Genomic DNA, 16,645 nt, shown 5'->3' on the forward strand with positions numbered 1-16,645 from the left:
ATCAACTATTCTCCACAATTTGTATCTCCTCCTCTGTCAAACCATATAGCTCATAGACCATTTGGTCGATCTTGTGCTCGGTTTGGTTGATCTGGGTTTGCAGGTCTTGGGCTTTCTTTTTGTTTTCTTCAAAAAGGGACATCCACTCAAACTCGTCTTTTTTGGTTAGGGCAGGCACCTCAACATAGTTCTCGACTGCGCTCGAACTGGCAGTAGCGGCAGCGGCTTTTTGACGGAGTTTGTTGTTGGCTTTGATGCTTTTATTGAGCTCTTTGATAAACGCACCGAACTCCAACTCGTGCCAGTTTTCTAGTTTTGAAGAAAGTTTAATAAGCTCATAAGTTGAAGATATATATATATTGAAGTCTTTAACAAATAACACAGATTTTCGATAAAGTTGTTCTAATTCTTTCGAGTTAGTCAAAATATCGCCGTTATAGGATTTTGAAATAGGAATTTGCTCTAAAAAACTATTTAGGTAAGAATAATAACCACCTTGCTTTTTCGTGCTTATAGAGTGTAAGAAAAATTGAACTACTTTACTATTTAGTATAGCTGTCAAATAATTAATATCGAATTTTTCCTGTACTAATCCAAAAACTCCAGCCCCACCACATAAATATGTATAACCTTCGTGATCAATAGCAAATCTATTTTCTTTACTGATTCCAGGTGTTAGTATTTTTTTTGATTGAAATAATTCTAATCTTCCTTTTCTAATTAATTTATACCAATCCCCAGTTTCTGATAATAATTTTCTTGAGTCTTTTCTTCTCCCCAATTCTTTCCGGTGCTTTTCGAGGTAGGAATATGTTTTAGGATATTTTAGTGATAAGCTGTTTTCATCTAGCATTTGCGTTTGCCCATCTATTAATTCATAAGGATAAATAACATAATCTGTATCATTTTGTATATAGAATCTAGAAATATTTCTTCCTCTAATTACAGGTAGTAATATTTGCTTTTCTAAATCAAGTTCTTCTACTTGCTCCTTTGTTAAAATTAAGATATTGTCCTTACCAGTTGTTAATCCTGTACAAGGATTGACAAATGATTTTAATTTTACAGAATTACTTTCTAGCTTATCTAGTACACTTTGGTAATCTTGTGATTCAAAAACCCAAACATTATCACTCAAAGTTTGATATTTAATTTCATTACTTTTTGAAAGTGAAGATGTTGTTGACTCTTTTTGAAATAGACTTTCAGCTCCTAATTTTAATATTTTTAAATACTCAAAATTAGAAGGTTTTAGCTTTTGCAACATTATAATGCCAGGATATGTAGTGGCACCTTCAAACACTCCTAATCCATTAAAATCAATAAACTTATTAATTCTATATTGTAAAAGTAGTTGCCTTATTTTTCTACCATATTCCGCATTGACAAACTGTATTGAAGTGATAAATGAAAGCAAACCTTTTTCTTTAATTATTTTTAGGCCCAACTCAAAAAACAGAAGAGAAATGTCTATTCTTTTATGAGCTACTTCATATTTTTCTTTGTAAAAATCAATTTCAGTATATTTTAGATTCTGTACTCTAACATAAGGCGGATTCCCGATCACTACATCAAAACCTCCTTTTTCAAAAATCTGAGGAAACTGTGTTTCCCATTTAAAGGCTTTATCACCGGCAACGGCTTTGCTGTCTATGAGACTGTTTCCGCATTTGATGTTGCTGCTTAGATTGCTGAGCTTTCGGCGGGGTTGGGCGGTACGTAACCATAGGGAGAGTTTGGCAATCTCGACAGACTCCTCATTAAGGTCTACGCCGTAGATGTTGTTCTCTAAAATGGTATTCTCAATATCTGCAAAGACGAGACCACCGCCCAGTACTTTGGCTTTGAGTTCGTCAATATAGCGGTGTTCTTTGATCAAAAAGTCAAGTGCCTGGTTTAAAAAGGCACCAGAACCACAAGCAGGATCGCAAATGGTGATTTGCAGTAGCCAATCCCGGTAGTCGTCAAGTATGGCAACTAACTTTTTAAGTGTGTCTTTATTACGGCCTTTTCGGCTTTTAAAATACTCGGCTTCTTCAAAACCCAGTTCGGCTTTTTTCTCTTCACAAAGTTTGCCTACTGTGTTTTGTACAATGTATTTGGTAATGTATTTCGGCGTATAAAAAACCCCGTCTTTCTTCCGTTTACTGGTTTGCTTATCAAAAGTATCGCCTTCTATTTCGGCATTTACGCTTTCAATCTCATTAAGCGAGTTTTCAAAAATATGCCCAAGGATGTTGACATCTACCTGACTTTCAAAATCGTAGTTGGCCAGTTTTCGCGTATGCTTTAATAAGAGTTCGTCGTCTATTACCAACTGGTCTAAAATAGCATCCGGTTTAAAAAGACCGCCGTTATAAGCATAAATCTCGTCCTGTCCTGTACCTTTTCGCCCCTGATCCAGGTAATTAAAATGTAACTTAAAACGGTCATACACCGGTATATCAACTGCCAGTGTTTTTAACTGGGCATACTCATCAAGAATGGTAAGCGTCCAGTTGGGCGGTAAGAGTCCGCGGTCTTCTGCAAAAAAGATAAACAGAAAGCGGTCTATAAGCTTCTGAGACTTTTTAAACAGGGTAAGCTTGATGTTCTTTTGCAAACGCATGCGCTCTGCACGTTCCTCTTCAGTAAGCTCGGTTGTAGCAGCATCTTCCAGTTCGCTCTGGCGATTGCTGCGTATGCGCTTCACATTACGTTTAACCAGATCTCTAAAAAGTTCACGTTTAAAAACGGAGTAATCTTTATAAAATTCTTTCGTGATTTTTTCCTCTTCTGCGATAGACGCCTCTTTCAAGGTAAGAGGCAGGTCACTCATCAGATTGTCGTGCTGCAGGCATAAATACAGCAGTGCAAAACGCTCTAAGGTTAATTCAAAAAGATTAAACTCTTCAAATTCGGTCGCATCATTGATGTAAAAGCGTAGTTTCTCAAAATTTGAGGTAACCACGTATACGCAGCCTTTTTGATTGGCTTTATAGTCAAAAGCCTGCCGGCGTATACTCTCCAGGTCTTTGGTATTGGTTCCCTTCAGTTCTATGACTCCGGTTGCACTATCATTTTTGAGAATCGCACCATCGGCCTTGCGGTTGTTCTTTTCATTTTTAAACTCAGTTGTAAGATCATAACCGGGCTTGGGATTAAGCGTATAACCCAGGATGTTCACAAAAAGCTCGTTTAAAAAAGTAGCCTGAAACTGCTCTTCCTTAGACTTGCGGATGTTCTCCTGTATTTCCCCATTCAAGAAATAAGCGGAAAAAAGTTTATAGGCTTTAGCGACTGCTTTATCGTCCTGTGCTTTGAGGTATTTATTAAGTACCGAATTTTGAAATAATGCCATTAATGGATTTTGGTAGTTGAAGTACTAAAAATAGAAAATCTTAAGAGTTATTTAGCTTTTAAAGCTACGTGTAATACACCAGTTATTCATGAGGATTTCCGTATTCCCTTCAAAAAGGGGAAAAATACCCGATACTGGGGATTGTTAAAGAAAGTTAAAATTACGTTCTTTATAAGAACCAAACTACTAACAATCAAATACATGTATTATGAAAAGGATTATTTTTATTTTGATCAGCCTAGGTATAGTCTCTTTTAAATTACAAGGACAGTCTTTTAACGTTGATAAAGATACGCTGCAACGGACGGGTAAAACGGGCATCTATACCTTCTCTATCCTAAAGGCAAAATTACCTACTCAAGATGCTAAAAATTATATCCTTGAACTTAATCCTGATAGGAAAAGTTCCTTAAATACCTCTGACTATATCCTATCATATAAACCTATCAACCTAACTACACTGGAGGATAAAGAAAAAATTAGCTTCTATTTGGAACTTAAAGAAGATTCTATACAAGATAGACCCCGTAACTTACTCCTAAATCTTACTTTAAACGATACGGTCAAAAAAGAAAAAACAAATACAGATCAATTAGATTTACATATTTTACCGTTCTCTAAAGTAAATACTCAATATGCCTATTTAGCTTATATAGGTACCAATTTTGATCTAGTAGATGGTATTAAAACTAATAATCTATTTTTTGCGGCCAATGTCTACTTAGATCCTATGCCTAAGAAAACAGGCTGGTATCTTAGTCTTTATGGCAACAGAACATTTACCGCTACAGATTCCACACAAGTATCAGGAAGAGAACAGCGTATAGAACGTATCAATGCAGACAGTGTCTTGGTTTACAGGGAAAATGCGACGCTCGTACGCACTAGTGTTTCTGATAATTTAGGTGCTCATACAAGTTTCCTATGGAACCTAACCAACTTCAATAGCAATACCAAATTAATGGTTTCAGCATCTACTGAATTTATATGGCGCAGGACTCAAGTCAATTCTCTTTATAAGGATGGTGTTCCTACAGATACCGTTGGTATAGCACGACCTATTCGCACGAGTATTATACAACCGCCTAACAACTTCACCACATACTCTAATGAGTTCTCGTTTAATATTGGCCCCGGTCTGTTTCTATCACATCAAACAAAAAACATGAGTGTACGTTTACAAGTATCTTCAGGCTATATCAGTGAATACATTCCACGATATAAAACACTAAACAGTGTTTTAGAACGGAATTATCATAATCAATCTGACGTCTATTTTTTAGGTAGGGCTTGGATTACGGAAGCTACTTCAGGAATCACCTTGCAGGCAGAAGTTACAAATACGCTGATACATCCTCGTCCATTTTTCTCTGTAACCTTATCTAAAGCCATAAACTTTAAAAATCTAGGAACCATATTTAGTCCTATAACGACGAGATAACAACTTTCATTAAAAGTGTTCCTCTATAAATACATTTCTCCTTTCCTTAATTAATTGATCCATGCCAAGAGACTGTCAGAGTCTTTATTTGAACTACTAAAAAACCCGCTAGGTCCATAGCGGGTTTTTTATGCAGTTATTTTTAAATTATTAATCCAAGTTGGTAAATTCAGCTATATAAAAATCAACCGCTCCACGGAACATCGCATCAAAAAATGTCACTTCGAGCGCAGTCGAGAAGCGAGTGTTTACTTAAGGCCTTGAGCCAAAGTAAATGTATTCAGAACTGTACGTTCGAGTGATTCCGATATTCTATCGAAATTGAAGAACCTGAGTTCTAAAAAATTGTTCCCGAAAGCTTTCGGGAGAGAACTCCTCTTAGCTTGAAACATACTAACCAGGAAGACTTCTCGATACCACGAGGCTACGCTTCCTCTAATCGAAGTGACATAAGATTGCTCAGTCGCTCTAGCTTCGGTAAAAATTTACCAGGCTACGCCGCGTAAAATTCACGCAGCCGCCGCTTTGATCCTTTAAATGCTACATTCAGTGTAAGGGGTTATTACGAATTTTAATTAGGAAATCCTGAATTAAAACACCTGTAAACTGCAACTGCTTACTGAGACTGCAAACTGATTACATGTGTATTGCTCAGATTCTCCCTAAAAACTAGCGAAACTCATTTGGTTTAAACATCTTTGCACCTCAAAACGCGTAAACCATCGTGCAAACCCCAAAAACAAGCTATATCCCGTGTCCCGATTGTAAAGGCCAGGACTCTGTAAACCGGGGGCTTTCCAAGCGTGCCAAACAGCGGTATCAGAAAGCCCTGGATGTGCACCGCCGGTTTCCTTCAAATCCCAAACCGGTAAAGCCCCAAGCACATCTACAACCGTGCACCACCTGTTCGGCTTCGGGATTGATCCCTGCGGCACAGCCACCTGTACCCGATCCCACCACCTACCCGCACGTCGCCATCATAGGCGCGGGAATAGGCGGTATGGCTCTGGCAGTAGCCTGTTTACACCGGGGGATCCCTTTTACCGTCTACGAGCGGGATCTGCATGTGGATGCGCGTTCACAGGGATACGGCCTCACCCTGCAACAGGCGCACACCGCTTTAAAGGGGTTTGGCATTCACGAACTGGAAGATGGCGTAGTCTCTACCCGCCACCTTGCACACAAACCCGACGGTACCGTCATTGGCGAATGGGGGATGCGCAAGTGGGATGCCGGTACCCACACCACCGCTAAAAAAACCAACATACACATTGCCCGACAGGCGTTGCGTAAGACCTTGTTTGACCAATTGGGGGAGGCTCATCAAATACAGTGGGGGCACCAACTGCTAAACATTCAGCCCACCGATGCCGGAGCGCTTCAACTCCATCTGGAAGTGGATGGCATTCCAAAAACCGCTCAGGCTGATCTGGTCGTGGGAGCAGACGGCATACGCAGTACCGTGCGCACGATGCTGCTAAAGCCGCAACTCCTTCCCTTGCAGTATTTAGGCTGTATCGTCATCTTAGGGATCTGTAAACTGAAAGCACTCTCAGAAGTTGAAAGTCCGTTACTCGATTCAGCAACCGTGTTTCAAACCGCAGACGGCACCGCTCGTATGTATATGATGCCCTACGATCGGGAGTCCGTTATGTGGCAATTCAGTTTCCCCATCCCGGAAGATCAGGCTCAAGCCCTCAGTGCCTTAGGACCCGAAGCTTTAAAACAAGCCGTACAACGCAGAACGCCCTGGCACGCTCCCATTCCTCAGGTTGTAGCAGCTACAGAACCGGGCCTCATTTCAGGATATCCCGTGTATGACCGCGAACTGCTGACTCCAGACCTCACGAAAAACTGGGGGAATTGCACCCTTCTAGGCGATGCCGCACACCCGATGAGTCCGTTTAAAGGCCAGGGTGCCAATCAGGCCTTACTAGACGCTCTGGCACTGGCCAAGCGCATCACTAAAGGTTACGACCCGACAAAAACCCTTAAAGCGAGCAACCTTAGAAAACACGTACTCAACAAATTTGAAACCGAAATGCTCAAACGCAGTGCATTAAAAGTCACCGCTTCCGCAAAAGCCGCTGCCGTACTGCATTCTGAAAAAGTACTTCAGGAACGCGATGGACCCAGAGGGGGTGGGGTGAACTAATAGGGGGTGTTTTAAGACTTGAGAAGTTAGAAAAGAGAGAAAAGATCAGAGACAAAAGACCGTAATGTACAGGTTGCTTGCCGATAACCCTAAGGAACTAGTAAAACATCCTATGCCATCTAAATGTCACTTCGAGTGATTCTTGAGCGCCCTAGCGTGAAAGGTTTGTATCGAGAAGCTCATACCCGCGTCACCACACCATTTTCATTTGACTCCTTTAGAAACTATAACTGCTATTCGTATTCCTGTTCATTTTTTCCATCGATACGGCAAAGATTGACTTTAGTAAAAAAGCGCTCTGTCATTTCGAGATGTCACCCTGAGCTTGTCGAAGGGGCAGTCGAGAGTCGAGAAGCCTTATTGGATGAGATGCTGAAACAATCCCGATTGTTATCAGGACAGCATAACCACTCACCCCTACCTAAAGGGTTAAACGAACTACGATCCCTCGGTTCAGAATAGACGCAGGCAGCTCAACAACTAAACAACAGCGAGCTCACCATTGAACATACAACTTCTAGTCATCTCCCTGTTCTTATACCTGCTGTGAGCTTTTAGAATGACTAAGCGAGAAAGGATTGTGAGGAGTCTGTGGATAACAACATGCTATCAAGAATGCTTTGAAGCGTTCAATTCAAACGTTTAAAGAAGCAGATAAGCAACTTATTACAAGTAATTTAATCTTTTATGTGAAGAAAATCCAGTATACAGAATCAATCCTTTTGACCCCATCGAAAATTAAGTTAATTTAAGTTTAAGATCCAAAATATTAAAAAATGAGAACAAAATTACTCCTATGCCTATTCATAGCCCTCGTGGGTTTAAATACCAACTTAAGTGCTCAAGATGCGGCAGATGTGGTCTATATGCTTAATGGGGAAACTAAGAAAGGTAAAGTGACTGCTGTACATGAAGACAACATAGAATTTATTTATTCTGGCGAAGATTTAAATTACGACATCAAAAAATCTGAAATTGCAAAAATCACATTCTCAAGTGGTCGCACTCAGGTATTTAATGAGCAACCTGCTGCTCCTACTGCGATGGCTGCACCGGTAAGTGCTACTAGTGCAGCGAGCAGAAAAAATAAACTGGCGGTGTTACCTTTTGTAATGGTTTCTAACGACCAGGGCTTGATGAGCGAAGCCATGTCGGGGCAGGTGCAACAAACAGCCATCAATTCGTTTAAAAAGAATACCAATCAGGTTATAGTTCAGGAAGCGATGACCACAAATGCCATACTTCTTCAAAATGGACTAGATCCTACCAGCATTAAGACGATGCTTCCCAAAGATGTAGCCAGTCTGTTGGGTGTAGAATTTGTTGTTTATGGAACTGCTAATATTGAGTTTGAAGGTACCCGCACTTCCGGACTTTCAAGCACTACCTATAAAAACGATAAAGACAAGGATAAAAGAAAAGGGAGAGAGCTTACCTCGAACTCATCAACTACTACTACCAATTACGATACGACTATTGGCTTAACCATTGTTTCAGATACGGGTTCAAGCCTCTATTCGGTGAATAGAAATGGTTTTGGTTCGTCTCTTGATACGTATGAGGGTACGTTAAGCTATTTGATCAAGCGTTGCCCTTGGGGTACTAAGCGTAAATAAGCTTTTATGACCCAGTGTAAAAATTGCCACCATGAATTTAAAGGTAATTTTTGTCCGGTTTGCGGGCAACACAGCCAAATACAACGTATAAAATTACAGTATATATTTAAAGATTTAAGCCTGGGACTCTTTAATGTAGACTCCGGGTTATGGTACACCATACGCGCTTTATATTGGCGACCCGGTTATGTGGTTAAAGATTATTTAGCAGGTAAACGCGTCAAGTACTTTATGCCGGTATCTATGCTCATCGTACTAGCTACTATTTATAGTTTCTTATACCATAGCCTTGATATTGATGTGTTTCAGTTGCCTGAAAAAGAACCGGAATTTAGTGAATCACTGTATGAATTTTCCACCCGTTTAGATGGGAATTATGTTTATTTTACGTTGGCAATTTTACCCATAATGAGTTTTAGCAGTTGGCTTTTCTTTAAAAAACAAAGGCTCAATTTTGCAGAGCATTTTATTTTAAACACGTTTGCTGCTTGTCAAAGACTGGTGATGCATATCGTTTTTCTGGCTTTTTTGGTACGGATTAAAAACACTACTCAATTCAATCTGTTCAAGAATTTCGAGACGTTATTGGGTTGCGCACTAACGCTCTGGTGTTTTATACAATTTTTTGACCATTCTAAATTTAAGGTAGTACTCCTTTGCTTTTTTACGTTCTTTTTAACCTATGTCCTCTTATTAACGTTACTAATACTTTACACCTATGCGTTTTAAATCACTTCAAACACTCAAAATACTGCTGTTCTTAGCGGTACCTGCTAGCTTTTATGCTCAAGATTTAGAAACCCTTCCCAAGATCATCTCTTACACGGATCAGGTGCAGGTAAAAGTGCACGTAGATTCCTATCTGGAAAACTATTTTATCTCAGGAGAAGGAATGGATGAGGAATTAAAACTCGCTACAAATAATGATCTAAGGCTTACAGGGCTATTTGATTATAAAATTTTTAGCTTCTCCTATTCGTTTACACCGGGTTTCTTACCCGGTAATGATGATAACGCCGAAAGAGGCGATAGTCAATATCAAGATTTTACCGTTAGACTATTTCCAGGGCAATTTGTACAAGAATTCAAATACCAGCGCTTAAAAGGGTTTTACGTAGAGAATACTGACGTTCTTTTTCCTGATTTTTTTGACAATGAGGGGTACTTATTTTTTCCTGATCTTAAACGCACCTTTTATGGCGGATCGACTTCTTACGTTTTAAATCCAGATTTTTCTTTAGAAGGTCTACTTTACCAACGTAAATGGCAGCGGGTGAGTGCAGGTAGTTTTGTGCCTAGTTTTAACTATAGCTATGCTCGATTAAAGAATGATTTTGAAACCTACACCGGAGTAGAGAATAATTTTGATTTTAGTTTAGATGTTAGTTATTATTACAATGCCGTTATTGAAGAACAATTCAATATTGCTCCCTATGCCTTTGGGGGTATAGGTACCCGCATGTCTACTTATGAACGTTCTGGAGAAGAATATAACGACAAAGAATCAAACACCTATTTCACAACGGAATACGGTGCGGGAATACAAGTAGGTTATAACACCTCTAAATTCTTAATGGGAGCGCGTCTCAATTACAAATCTTTAAGTTATACTAACGAAAATGACACTTCTTTAAAGGATGACTCCTGGTATGGATTGTTTTTTATAGGATACCGCTTTGACCCTCCAGAAAAGTTAAGACAAACTACTGAACGTCTGGGATTATGAAAAAGGTCTACTTAGTAATGTATAGCACCCTCCTTTTGGCACTTGCTTGTAAAGAACCTAAAGAAAAAACACCGCCTTCTGCTGAGCAATCAAAAGAAGAAAGCGAGGTCTCTTTCCAAAACGTAATAGGAGCTTATGTAGATGCTGCTTATTTTAAAAAGGATGAAGGCTACGATTGGGTTGCAATCAAAGTAGACACCACCTCTTATAAAAACTATGCGCTACAGGTAAGCATTCGTTCTAGAAATGCTATTAAAAAGCCTACCTGTACCTTAGATGGTTTTGCTACTGCACTAAACGACAGCACCTTTGAAATCAAAAAGGATGTTGGAACGCTTAGGCTACAATTCAACGAGGATAAACTATCCATTTTAAAAGATAGTGATGAAGCTGCATTATTTTACTACTGTTCAGGCGGAGCGAGTTTAGCAGGGTTATACACCAAACTTCAGCAATCCTTAGATACCACTCAAATAGATCAACGCAGCTTTGTGCAAAACCTGAGATATGACACGCTGTTTTTTGAGGTTTCCGGCTCTGAAAGTGATCGCAAAAAAACCGTATGCATTAAACCCGCAGGACTAGAATTGAAAAATCAAGAAGTACAAATGGCTTATGAAGGAAACATTGTAGATGCTCAGATAACCGATTTAAATCAAGACGATTCTCCAGAAATCCTGTTGTTCATAAAATCTGCTAAAGATCATAGCATAAACGTTCAGGGCGTATCGGTTAACAACAGAAAATCTATGAGCTTATTTGCTTTTCCTGATGGTTTTTCTGATAGTCTTTTAACTCAGTCCTATAAGGGTTATGATCAGTATGAGATTAAAAATGACACCGTACTAAGAACATTTCCTGAGTATCAAAATGGAACCCCTTCCGGAGCAACGTATACCTTAAAATATACTTTAATTGATGGAGAGGCTATGCGATCTTTTAAAATGGTGGATTTTGCCAAAGATTAAAAAACAACAGCATTCATTATTTTAAAGCCCTAAAATGCTCAGTAACCGTATCTAGGAGCGGAGTTTACCCTTCGTCATATGAAATTCCGTCAATTTACGTTTGACGGAAGGTTTTAAACCAAAGCCTTTTGAAATACAAGATTAAAAATCAGAACTACCAAATAAGCACCCCCTATCACTTGTCACCCTGAGCCTGTCGAAGGGGCTATCGAGAAGCCTTACTGGATGAGATGCTGAAACAATCCCGATTGTTATCAGGACAGCATGACCACTCACCCCTACCTAAAGGGTTACACGAACTACGATCCCTCGTTTCAGCATAAACGCAGGAAAATCAACAAATAAACAACAGCGGACTAAAAATTGAACATACAACTTCTAGTCACCTTCCTGTTCATTTTTTCCATAGATACGGCAAAGATTGACTTTAGATATAAAAAAGCGTTCTGTCATTTCGAGATGTCACCCTGAGCTTGTCGAAGGGGTAGTCGAGAGTCGAGAAGCATTGCTGGATGAAATGCTGAAACAAGTTCAACGTGGCCACTCCTCTATACCCACGGGTTAAACGAAATACGATCCCTCGATTCAGCATAAACGGACGAAAATCAACAGATAAACAACTGCGGGCTAAAAATTGAACATACAACTTCTATTCATCCTTCTGTTCATTTTTTCCATTGATGAAAAAACGAACCAAAAAAATCTAGGCTTATTTTTAGATCCTTGAAAACTACACAAATCCCTTATCGTGCGGATAGCAAACCGCTACGCTAAGCTATCCTCCACTACCCACCGCTGCGGCATTTGCTTGTTTTACTACAGATCTAAAAAGTAGGCCGTCTCCAAATTGAAACTAAAAATAGTATTCTTTAGCTCTTCCCTCAGTTCAGAATAGGCGTGAGGGCAAAGCGTTAAGGAAAGGTCTGGCAGACCTTTTTAGCGAATGAGCCAGGTGGCGCGTTGGCTTTAAAATGGACTACTTTACTTAAACTAAGAATTACTCTTAGTAAAACCTGATTAGCGACGCGGAGCTGATAAGCCGGTTTTTGGCCGTAAAACGGCTTTTAAAAGGAATACCTTACGCGTTATAGGAATCAATTAGGGATCAAGACCAGCTCATTAATATTTAATCTCGATTATCGAGCGAAAAATTTCGAAGCGAGGGTGTCTTTTCTTTTGTTAAGCCTGCCCTGAGCGATAGTCGAAGGGTTTCTTTGGACAAGACAAATCGACGATAGGAGATTCACGAGCACCCGTGAAATAAGAATCACGCGAGCTAAACCGAGGATACGAGGTTCACGAGCTCCCGTAAAAATAGAAATCACGCGAGCTAAATCGACGACAGGAGATTCACGAGTTCCCGAGAAAATTAAAATGTACGAGTAAAGAAAATGAACAAACATGATTAGAAATAAGCATTACTAAAATCTCCGTTAGGAGATCAATCAACACTTCATCAGAAGATGTAACTTCTATTCATCTTCCTGTTCATTTTTTACATCGATACGGCAAAGCATGTCCTGGAGCGAGTTGATGCGGCTGGAAACCAAAAGATCAAGGCTCCGTTTGAGTATTCTCATCGTATTCGATTTAAAAAAGCCCATGCCTGTTAGGGGCAGACACAGGCTTATGATTAAAATTTAAGGAGTTACGTCTAGATGCGTGTCAATGACTTCTGTAATCCCGTTTTCATCCTCTATGGTTATAACCATATGGTATGCTCCTACAGGTGCGGTTGCCGGCACATCGATATGCTCATGAAATTCTACAGCAATCTCCTCGTGATAGCCCGCTTCAAAATCCCGATCAAAAGCCCATTCCACATCACCTTCGTTCACAGGCAAACCGTGTGCGTGAATGTTCACATTCTATCCCGCGCTAAGCGGGGATCAAACAAACTGGATTCCTACCAAATGCTAACAGTACTTGGCTGAGGTACGTAATTAATAAGCTCTGGAATTAGGTGCAGCAACGCGTTGCAGCGCGTATACTAATCTAAACTAAATGTATTAGGGAAAAACTACTAACCCAATACCTACCGCAAGGCAGATGCATACACCTAAAACAAGAGACTTTATACGGTTGTGTGTCGTGGGGGCGGCCTGCAATACAGATGGCGTGTTAAAAGCCGATCTTGAAAGGAGCAGGAAGTAAAAGGTGTAGCCTCCTGCTGGAGCATAGTGGGAAAAAAGGGAGTTTCAACTGCAGGTTGCTCACCTTCTGGAAGAACTGGAATAGCAGCCTGGTTGATGACTACCTGACAGATTGGGCAATCGTCTTGTTGCTGTAGATCATCATCGTGCACGAGAAGGTGCAGGCTGCCTAACTTCATCACTAGAAAAAGTGTGAGCAACAGGAATGAAATACGATGTTTTTGCCGTTTTATCATATAGAATATAACCCGATATGGTGTTGCGTATAAGCATCAGATCTCCTAAAAAACAGATTGTCCATACTTAATAAGGCTACTAATTTTAGGTTACTTAACTTTGTATAGGTATTAAAAACACCCTATTGCAACATTGTTGCAAACATAACTTTTATTTTTGCAACTGCAACCCTATTGCATTAAAAAATTCAAATGAGAAATACTGTAGCCCGAGATGCCATTCTAGAAATCATCAACACGACTGATGAGGCTTTATCTCAAAGTGATGTTCAGGCAAAGTTACCCGAAGGACTCTGCAACAGGGTGACCATTTACCGCGTTTTAGACCGGCTGGTAGATGAACACCTCGCACATAAAATCACCAATATTGATGGCGTTATCAAGTATGCGAATTGCCAGAGTTGCACTACTAAACACAAACACAATCATTTACACTTCAATTGTGAGCGTTGCAACACAGTGACCTGTATAGAGGCTGTAGAACCCAGCTTCAAATTACCGGCTAATTACGAAGTAAAAAACGTAAATTTTTTAGTCTCGGGCATTTGCCCGGAATGTAAAGGGAACTAGTTTTCGCGCTGCAACGTATTTGCGGTATATGAAAAGCTTATGAGATAAACTACTTTGTAGCATGAGAGTACCAGGCAACAGCTCTAATAGGCCTTACAAGACTAAATTAAGGTTATAAATAGGCGCACAAGTCCATCAGTTATCCCGCTGTACGTATATTTGAACTTTAAACTCATCTACTTATGGTCTCTATAGGATGGCTCGGTGCCGTTATATTTATCGCAGCCTATTTACTTTTAAGTCTCGAATTTATTTCTGCTAAAAATAAATTGTACCATGTACTCAATGGTCTTGGAGCGGTATGCTTAGTTATCAATGCATTTTATCTGGATGATTATCCCAATATAGTTGTGAATGGCGTCTGGGGAATTCTTGCACTGGTAGCGGTTTACAAACGCAAGAATTCAGTTAAGGAAACAGCATCAACTTCTAAAGTCAAGCAACCTTAAACTGTATTTTACATAGATGGCTATTTGCTGCTTGTATGCTAAATCATGCTCGTTATACATTCCCAGATAATAATAAGCCCCATCAATTAAGGCAAAAATAACTTCGGTTAATTCCTTTAAATCAGTTGCTACAATCACATCAAAAGCAACCGCTTCTTCTAACTTCTTATACAACACCTCGTGCAGCTGAATGAGGTAGGCCTTAAAACTTTCTTTAAACTCCGGAACGCGGTAAACCAAAGCATAGCAACTGTAGAAAACCCCATCATCAAAATACGTGTTCCAGGCTCGGGTAAAAAGGTTTTCAATAAAATGAATAACGTGTTCTTTACAATCCATCTTACCGATATCTTCAGAAACCATCACGCGTAAGTGCTGTTCCAAGATATATTCATTAAGCCCCAGTAAAAGTTCTTCCCGGTTTTTAAAATAATGCAACACCAGCCCCTTACTAATCCCCATATGCTGCGCAAGCTTAGCAATAGAGGCGTTTTCAAGACCTAAACTCCTGGAAACTTCATAAAATGAAATAATGATTTCACCACGTCTTTGGTCACTGATATTCTTTCTGCCCATTCTTAAAATTTGTCAAAAATAGCCTTTCTAGAAAACTACAAAAGCTCCTTTTAACAAATAACATAAAGGCAACATTTATGTAATCATTATTTAATTGAACGATTGGTCAATCTATTTTTAATCCAACTACTTTTGGATCAACACAAAAAAGAAGACTATGCGATTTACTAAATCCTTTTTCTACATTTTGATTTGTAGCTGCTCCTTACAGCTTACGGCACAAACGCAAACTACGGAAGCTGCTCCTGAGCAAAAAGTTGTTTTCATCATCGTTGATGGTATTGCAACTGATATGCTTAAAAATACTGAAACCCCGCACTTAGATGCACTGGCCCGAGACGGTGGGTATACAGATGCGTATGTAGGCGGTGATAAAGATGGATACTCTAAAACTCCTACCATTTCTGCTGTAGGCTATAACAGTTTACTCACAGGAGTATGGGCCAATAAACACAATGTATGGGGCAACAGTATTAAAGATCCTAATTACAACTACCCTACTATCTTTAGACTCTTTAAAGACGTCTATCCTAAAAAGAATACAGCTATTTTCTCTACCTGGTTAGACAACCGCACCAAACTCATTGGAGCCGGATTACCGCAAACGCAACATGTGGAGGTAGACTATGCTTTTGACGGGTTTGAGTTAGACACCATACGGTTTCCTCACGATCCTATGCGGGATTATATAAAAAAAATCGATGCGCTAGTCGCCACAGAAGCCAGTATGTATATCAAAACCAATGCACCCTACCTCTCTTGGGTATATCTGGAATACTCTGATGATATGGGACATGGATACGGCGACAGTCCGCAACTTACTCAAGCCATTAAATATGAAGACAGCCTCATTGGTAAAATCTACGATGCCGTAAAATACCGGGAACAAAACCATAATGAAGACTGGTTAATGGTGGTCACTACAGACCACGGGAGAAGTGCTCACGACGGCAAGGGACACGGGGGGCAATCTGATCGGGAACGAGCTACATGGATTGTTACTAACAGTAAAGAAACCAATAACTACTTTAAAAATGAAACTCCGGCTATTGTAGATATTCTACCTACCCTAACAAGTTTTCTAAACTTACCGGTTGCTGATGCCACACGTGCAGAGTGGGACGGTGTATCGCTAATTGACCCTGTTGACCTAACCAATCTTACAGCCACTCTAAAAGGGAATCAGTTGGTCATTACCTGGAAGCATCTTACAGATCCAAATACGAAAGTAACGCTTTTAAGCAGCAAAACGAATGCGTTTAAAACAGGGGGTACAGATGCCTATTCAAAACTAGGTACCACAACGAGTGGAGCGGAATCTTATAAAATGACGCTTGAAAAAGCTGATCAGGCTCCGGTTAAAATTCTGCTCAAAACCCAGAACACCACCCGCAATGTATGGGTAACCCAATAAC

At 39.8% G+C, this 16,645-nt stretch carries 12 protein-coding genes; 9 read left to right on the top strand and 3 right to left on the bottom strand.

Going from position 1 to position 16,645, the window contains the following annotated elements:
• Position 1 precedes the first annotated feature (1 nt).
• Positions 2–3,340: an Eco57I restriction-modification methylase domain-containing protein gene (locus DSM03_RS12515; protein WP_128763198.1), complete on the bottom strand. Its 3,339-nt coding sequence runs from the start codon at positions 3,338–3,340 to the stop codon at positions 2–4.
• A gap of 208 nt (positions 3,341–3,548) precedes the next feature.
• Here DSM03_RS12515 and DSM03_RS12520 point away from each other — a divergent pair, with 208 nt between their 5' ends.
• The 6 genes from DSM03_RS12520 to DSM03_RS12545 all read left to right on the top strand — a co-directional run bounded on the left by DSM03_RS12520 (position 3,549) and on the right by DSM03_RS12545 (position 11,246).
• Positions 3,549–4,781, top strand: coding sequence for a hypothetical protein (locus tag DSM03_RS12520; protein WP_128763199.1), 1,233 nt, complete (start codon positions 3,549–3,551; stop codon positions 4,779–4,781).
• 835 nt (positions 4,782–5,616) lie between these two features.
• A complete protein-coding gene (locus DSM03_RS12525; RefSeq protein WP_338068249.1) occupies positions 5,617–6,936 on the top strand; it encodes an FAD-dependent oxidoreductase in 1,320 nt (439 codons plus the stop codon).
• Positions 6,937–7,712: 776 nt separating this feature from the next.
• Positions 7,713–8,552 (top strand): hypothetical protein, encoded by an 840-nt coding sequence (locus tag DSM03_RS12530; RefSeq protein WP_128763201.1) that lies wholly within the window; start codon positions 7,713–7,715, stop codon positions 8,550–8,552.
• A 6-nt stretch (positions 8,553–8,558) separates the two neighbouring features.
• Entirely contained in the window at positions 8,559–9,281 is a 723-nt protein-coding gene (locus DSM03_RS12535; protein WP_128763202.1) for a DUF3667 domain-containing protein, read from the top strand.
• Positions 9,271–10,278, top strand: a complete 1,008-nt coding sequence (locus tag DSM03_RS12540; RefSeq protein ID WP_128763203.1) for a DUF4421 family protein — start codon at positions 9,271–9,273, stop codon at positions 10,276–10,278. Before DSM03_RS12535 ends, DSM03_RS12540 begins: the two co-directional genes overlap by 11 nt.
• Positions 10,275–11,246: a hypothetical protein gene (locus DSM03_RS12545; protein ID WP_128763204.1), complete on the top strand. Its 972-nt coding sequence runs from the start codon at positions 10,275–10,277 to the stop codon at positions 11,244–11,246. Before DSM03_RS12540 ends, DSM03_RS12545 begins: the two co-directional genes overlap by 4 nt.
• 1,640 nt (positions 11,247–12,886) lie before the next feature.
• On the opposite strand, the gene DSM03_RS12550 is transcribed toward DSM03_RS12545, so the two are convergent.
• Positions 12,887–13,111: a DUF4625 domain-containing protein gene (locus DSM03_RS12550; protein WP_128763205.1), complete on the bottom strand. Its 225-nt coding sequence runs from the start codon at positions 13,109–13,111 to the stop codon at positions 12,887–12,889.
• 716 nt (positions 13,112–13,827) lie between these two features.
• On the opposite strand from DSM03_RS12550, the gene DSM03_RS12555 reads away from it, so the two are divergent.
• Positions 13,828–14,205, top strand: coding sequence for a Fur family transcriptional regulator (locus tag DSM03_RS12555; protein ID WP_128763206.1), 378 nt, complete (start codon positions 13,828–13,830; stop codon positions 14,203–14,205).
• A gap of 182 nt (positions 14,206–14,387) precedes the next feature.
• Positions 14,388–14,654 carry a CBU_0592 family membrane protein gene (locus DSM03_RS12560; RefSeq protein ID WP_128762016.1) on the top strand — a complete coding sequence of 89 codons (267 nt, stop codon included), beginning with the start codon at positions 14,388–14,390 and terminating at the stop codon, positions 14,652–14,654.
• On the opposite strand, the gene DSM03_RS12565 is transcribed toward DSM03_RS12560, so the two are convergent.
• Positions 14,628–15,230, bottom strand: a complete 603-nt coding sequence (locus DSM03_RS12565; RefSeq protein ID WP_128762015.1) for a TetR family transcriptional regulator — start codon at positions 15,228–15,230, stop codon at positions 14,628–14,630. The genes DSM03_RS12560 and DSM03_RS12565 overlap by 27 nt on opposite strands.
• A 157-nt stretch (positions 15,231–15,387) precedes the next feature.
• Between DSM03_RS12565 and DSM03_RS12570 the strand changes: the two genes are divergently transcribed.
• Positions 15,388–16,644: an alkaline phosphatase family protein gene (locus DSM03_RS12570; protein WP_128763207.1), complete on the top strand. Its 1,257-nt coding sequence runs from the start codon at positions 15,388–15,390 to the stop codon at positions 16,642–16,644.
• The last annotated feature ends 1 nt before the right edge of the window (position 16,645 follow it).

Origin of the sequence: Leeuwenhoekiella aestuarii (assembly GCF_004104055.1) — a bacterium.
In the GTDB taxonomy this organism is placed as follows: domain Bacteria; phylum Bacteroidota; class Bacteroidia; order Flavobacteriales; family Flavobacteriaceae; genus Leeuwenhoekiella; species Leeuwenhoekiella aestuarii.

Bases quoted from the DNA above. Each gene is read 5' to 3' on its own strand.
- DSM03_RS12540 (WP_128763203.1), top strand. From the start codon at position 9,271: ATGCGTTTTAAATCACTTCAAACACTCAAAATACTGCTGTTCTTAGCG.
- DSM03_RS12545 (WP_128763204.1), top strand. From the start codon at position 10,275: ATGAAAAAGGTCTACTTAGTAATGTATAGCACCCTCCTTTTGGCACTT.
- DSM03_RS12530 (WP_128763201.1), top strand. From the start codon at position 7,713: ATGAGAACAAAATTACTCCTATGCCTATTCATAGCCCTCGTGGGTTTA.
- DSM03_RS12565 (WP_128762015.1), bottom strand. From the start codon at position 15,230: ATGGGCAGAAAGAATATCAGTGACCAAAGACGTGGTGAAATCATTATT.
- DSM03_RS12555 (WP_128763206.1), top strand. From the start codon at position 13,828: ATGAGAAATACTGTAGCCCGAGATGCCATTCTAGAAATCATCAACACG.
- DSM03_RS12560 (WP_128762016.1), top strand. From the start codon at position 14,388: ATGGTCTCTATAGGATGGCTCGGTGCCGTTATATTTATCGCAGCCTAT.
- DSM03_RS12535 (WP_128763202.1), top strand. From the start codon at position 8,559: ATGACCCAGTGTAAAAATTGCCACCATGAATTTAAAGGTAATTTTTGT.
- DSM03_RS12515 (WP_128763198.1), bottom strand. From the start codon at position 3,340: ATGGCATTATTTCAAAATTCGGTACTTAATAAATACCTCAAAGCACAG.
- DSM03_RS12570 (WP_128763207.1), top strand. From the start codon at position 15,388: ATGCGATTTACTAAATCCTTTTTCTACATTTTGATTTGTAGCTGCTCC.
- DSM03_RS12520 (WP_128763199.1), top strand. From the start codon at position 3,549: ATGAAAAGGATTATTTTTATTTTGATCAGCCTAGGTATAGTCTCTTTT.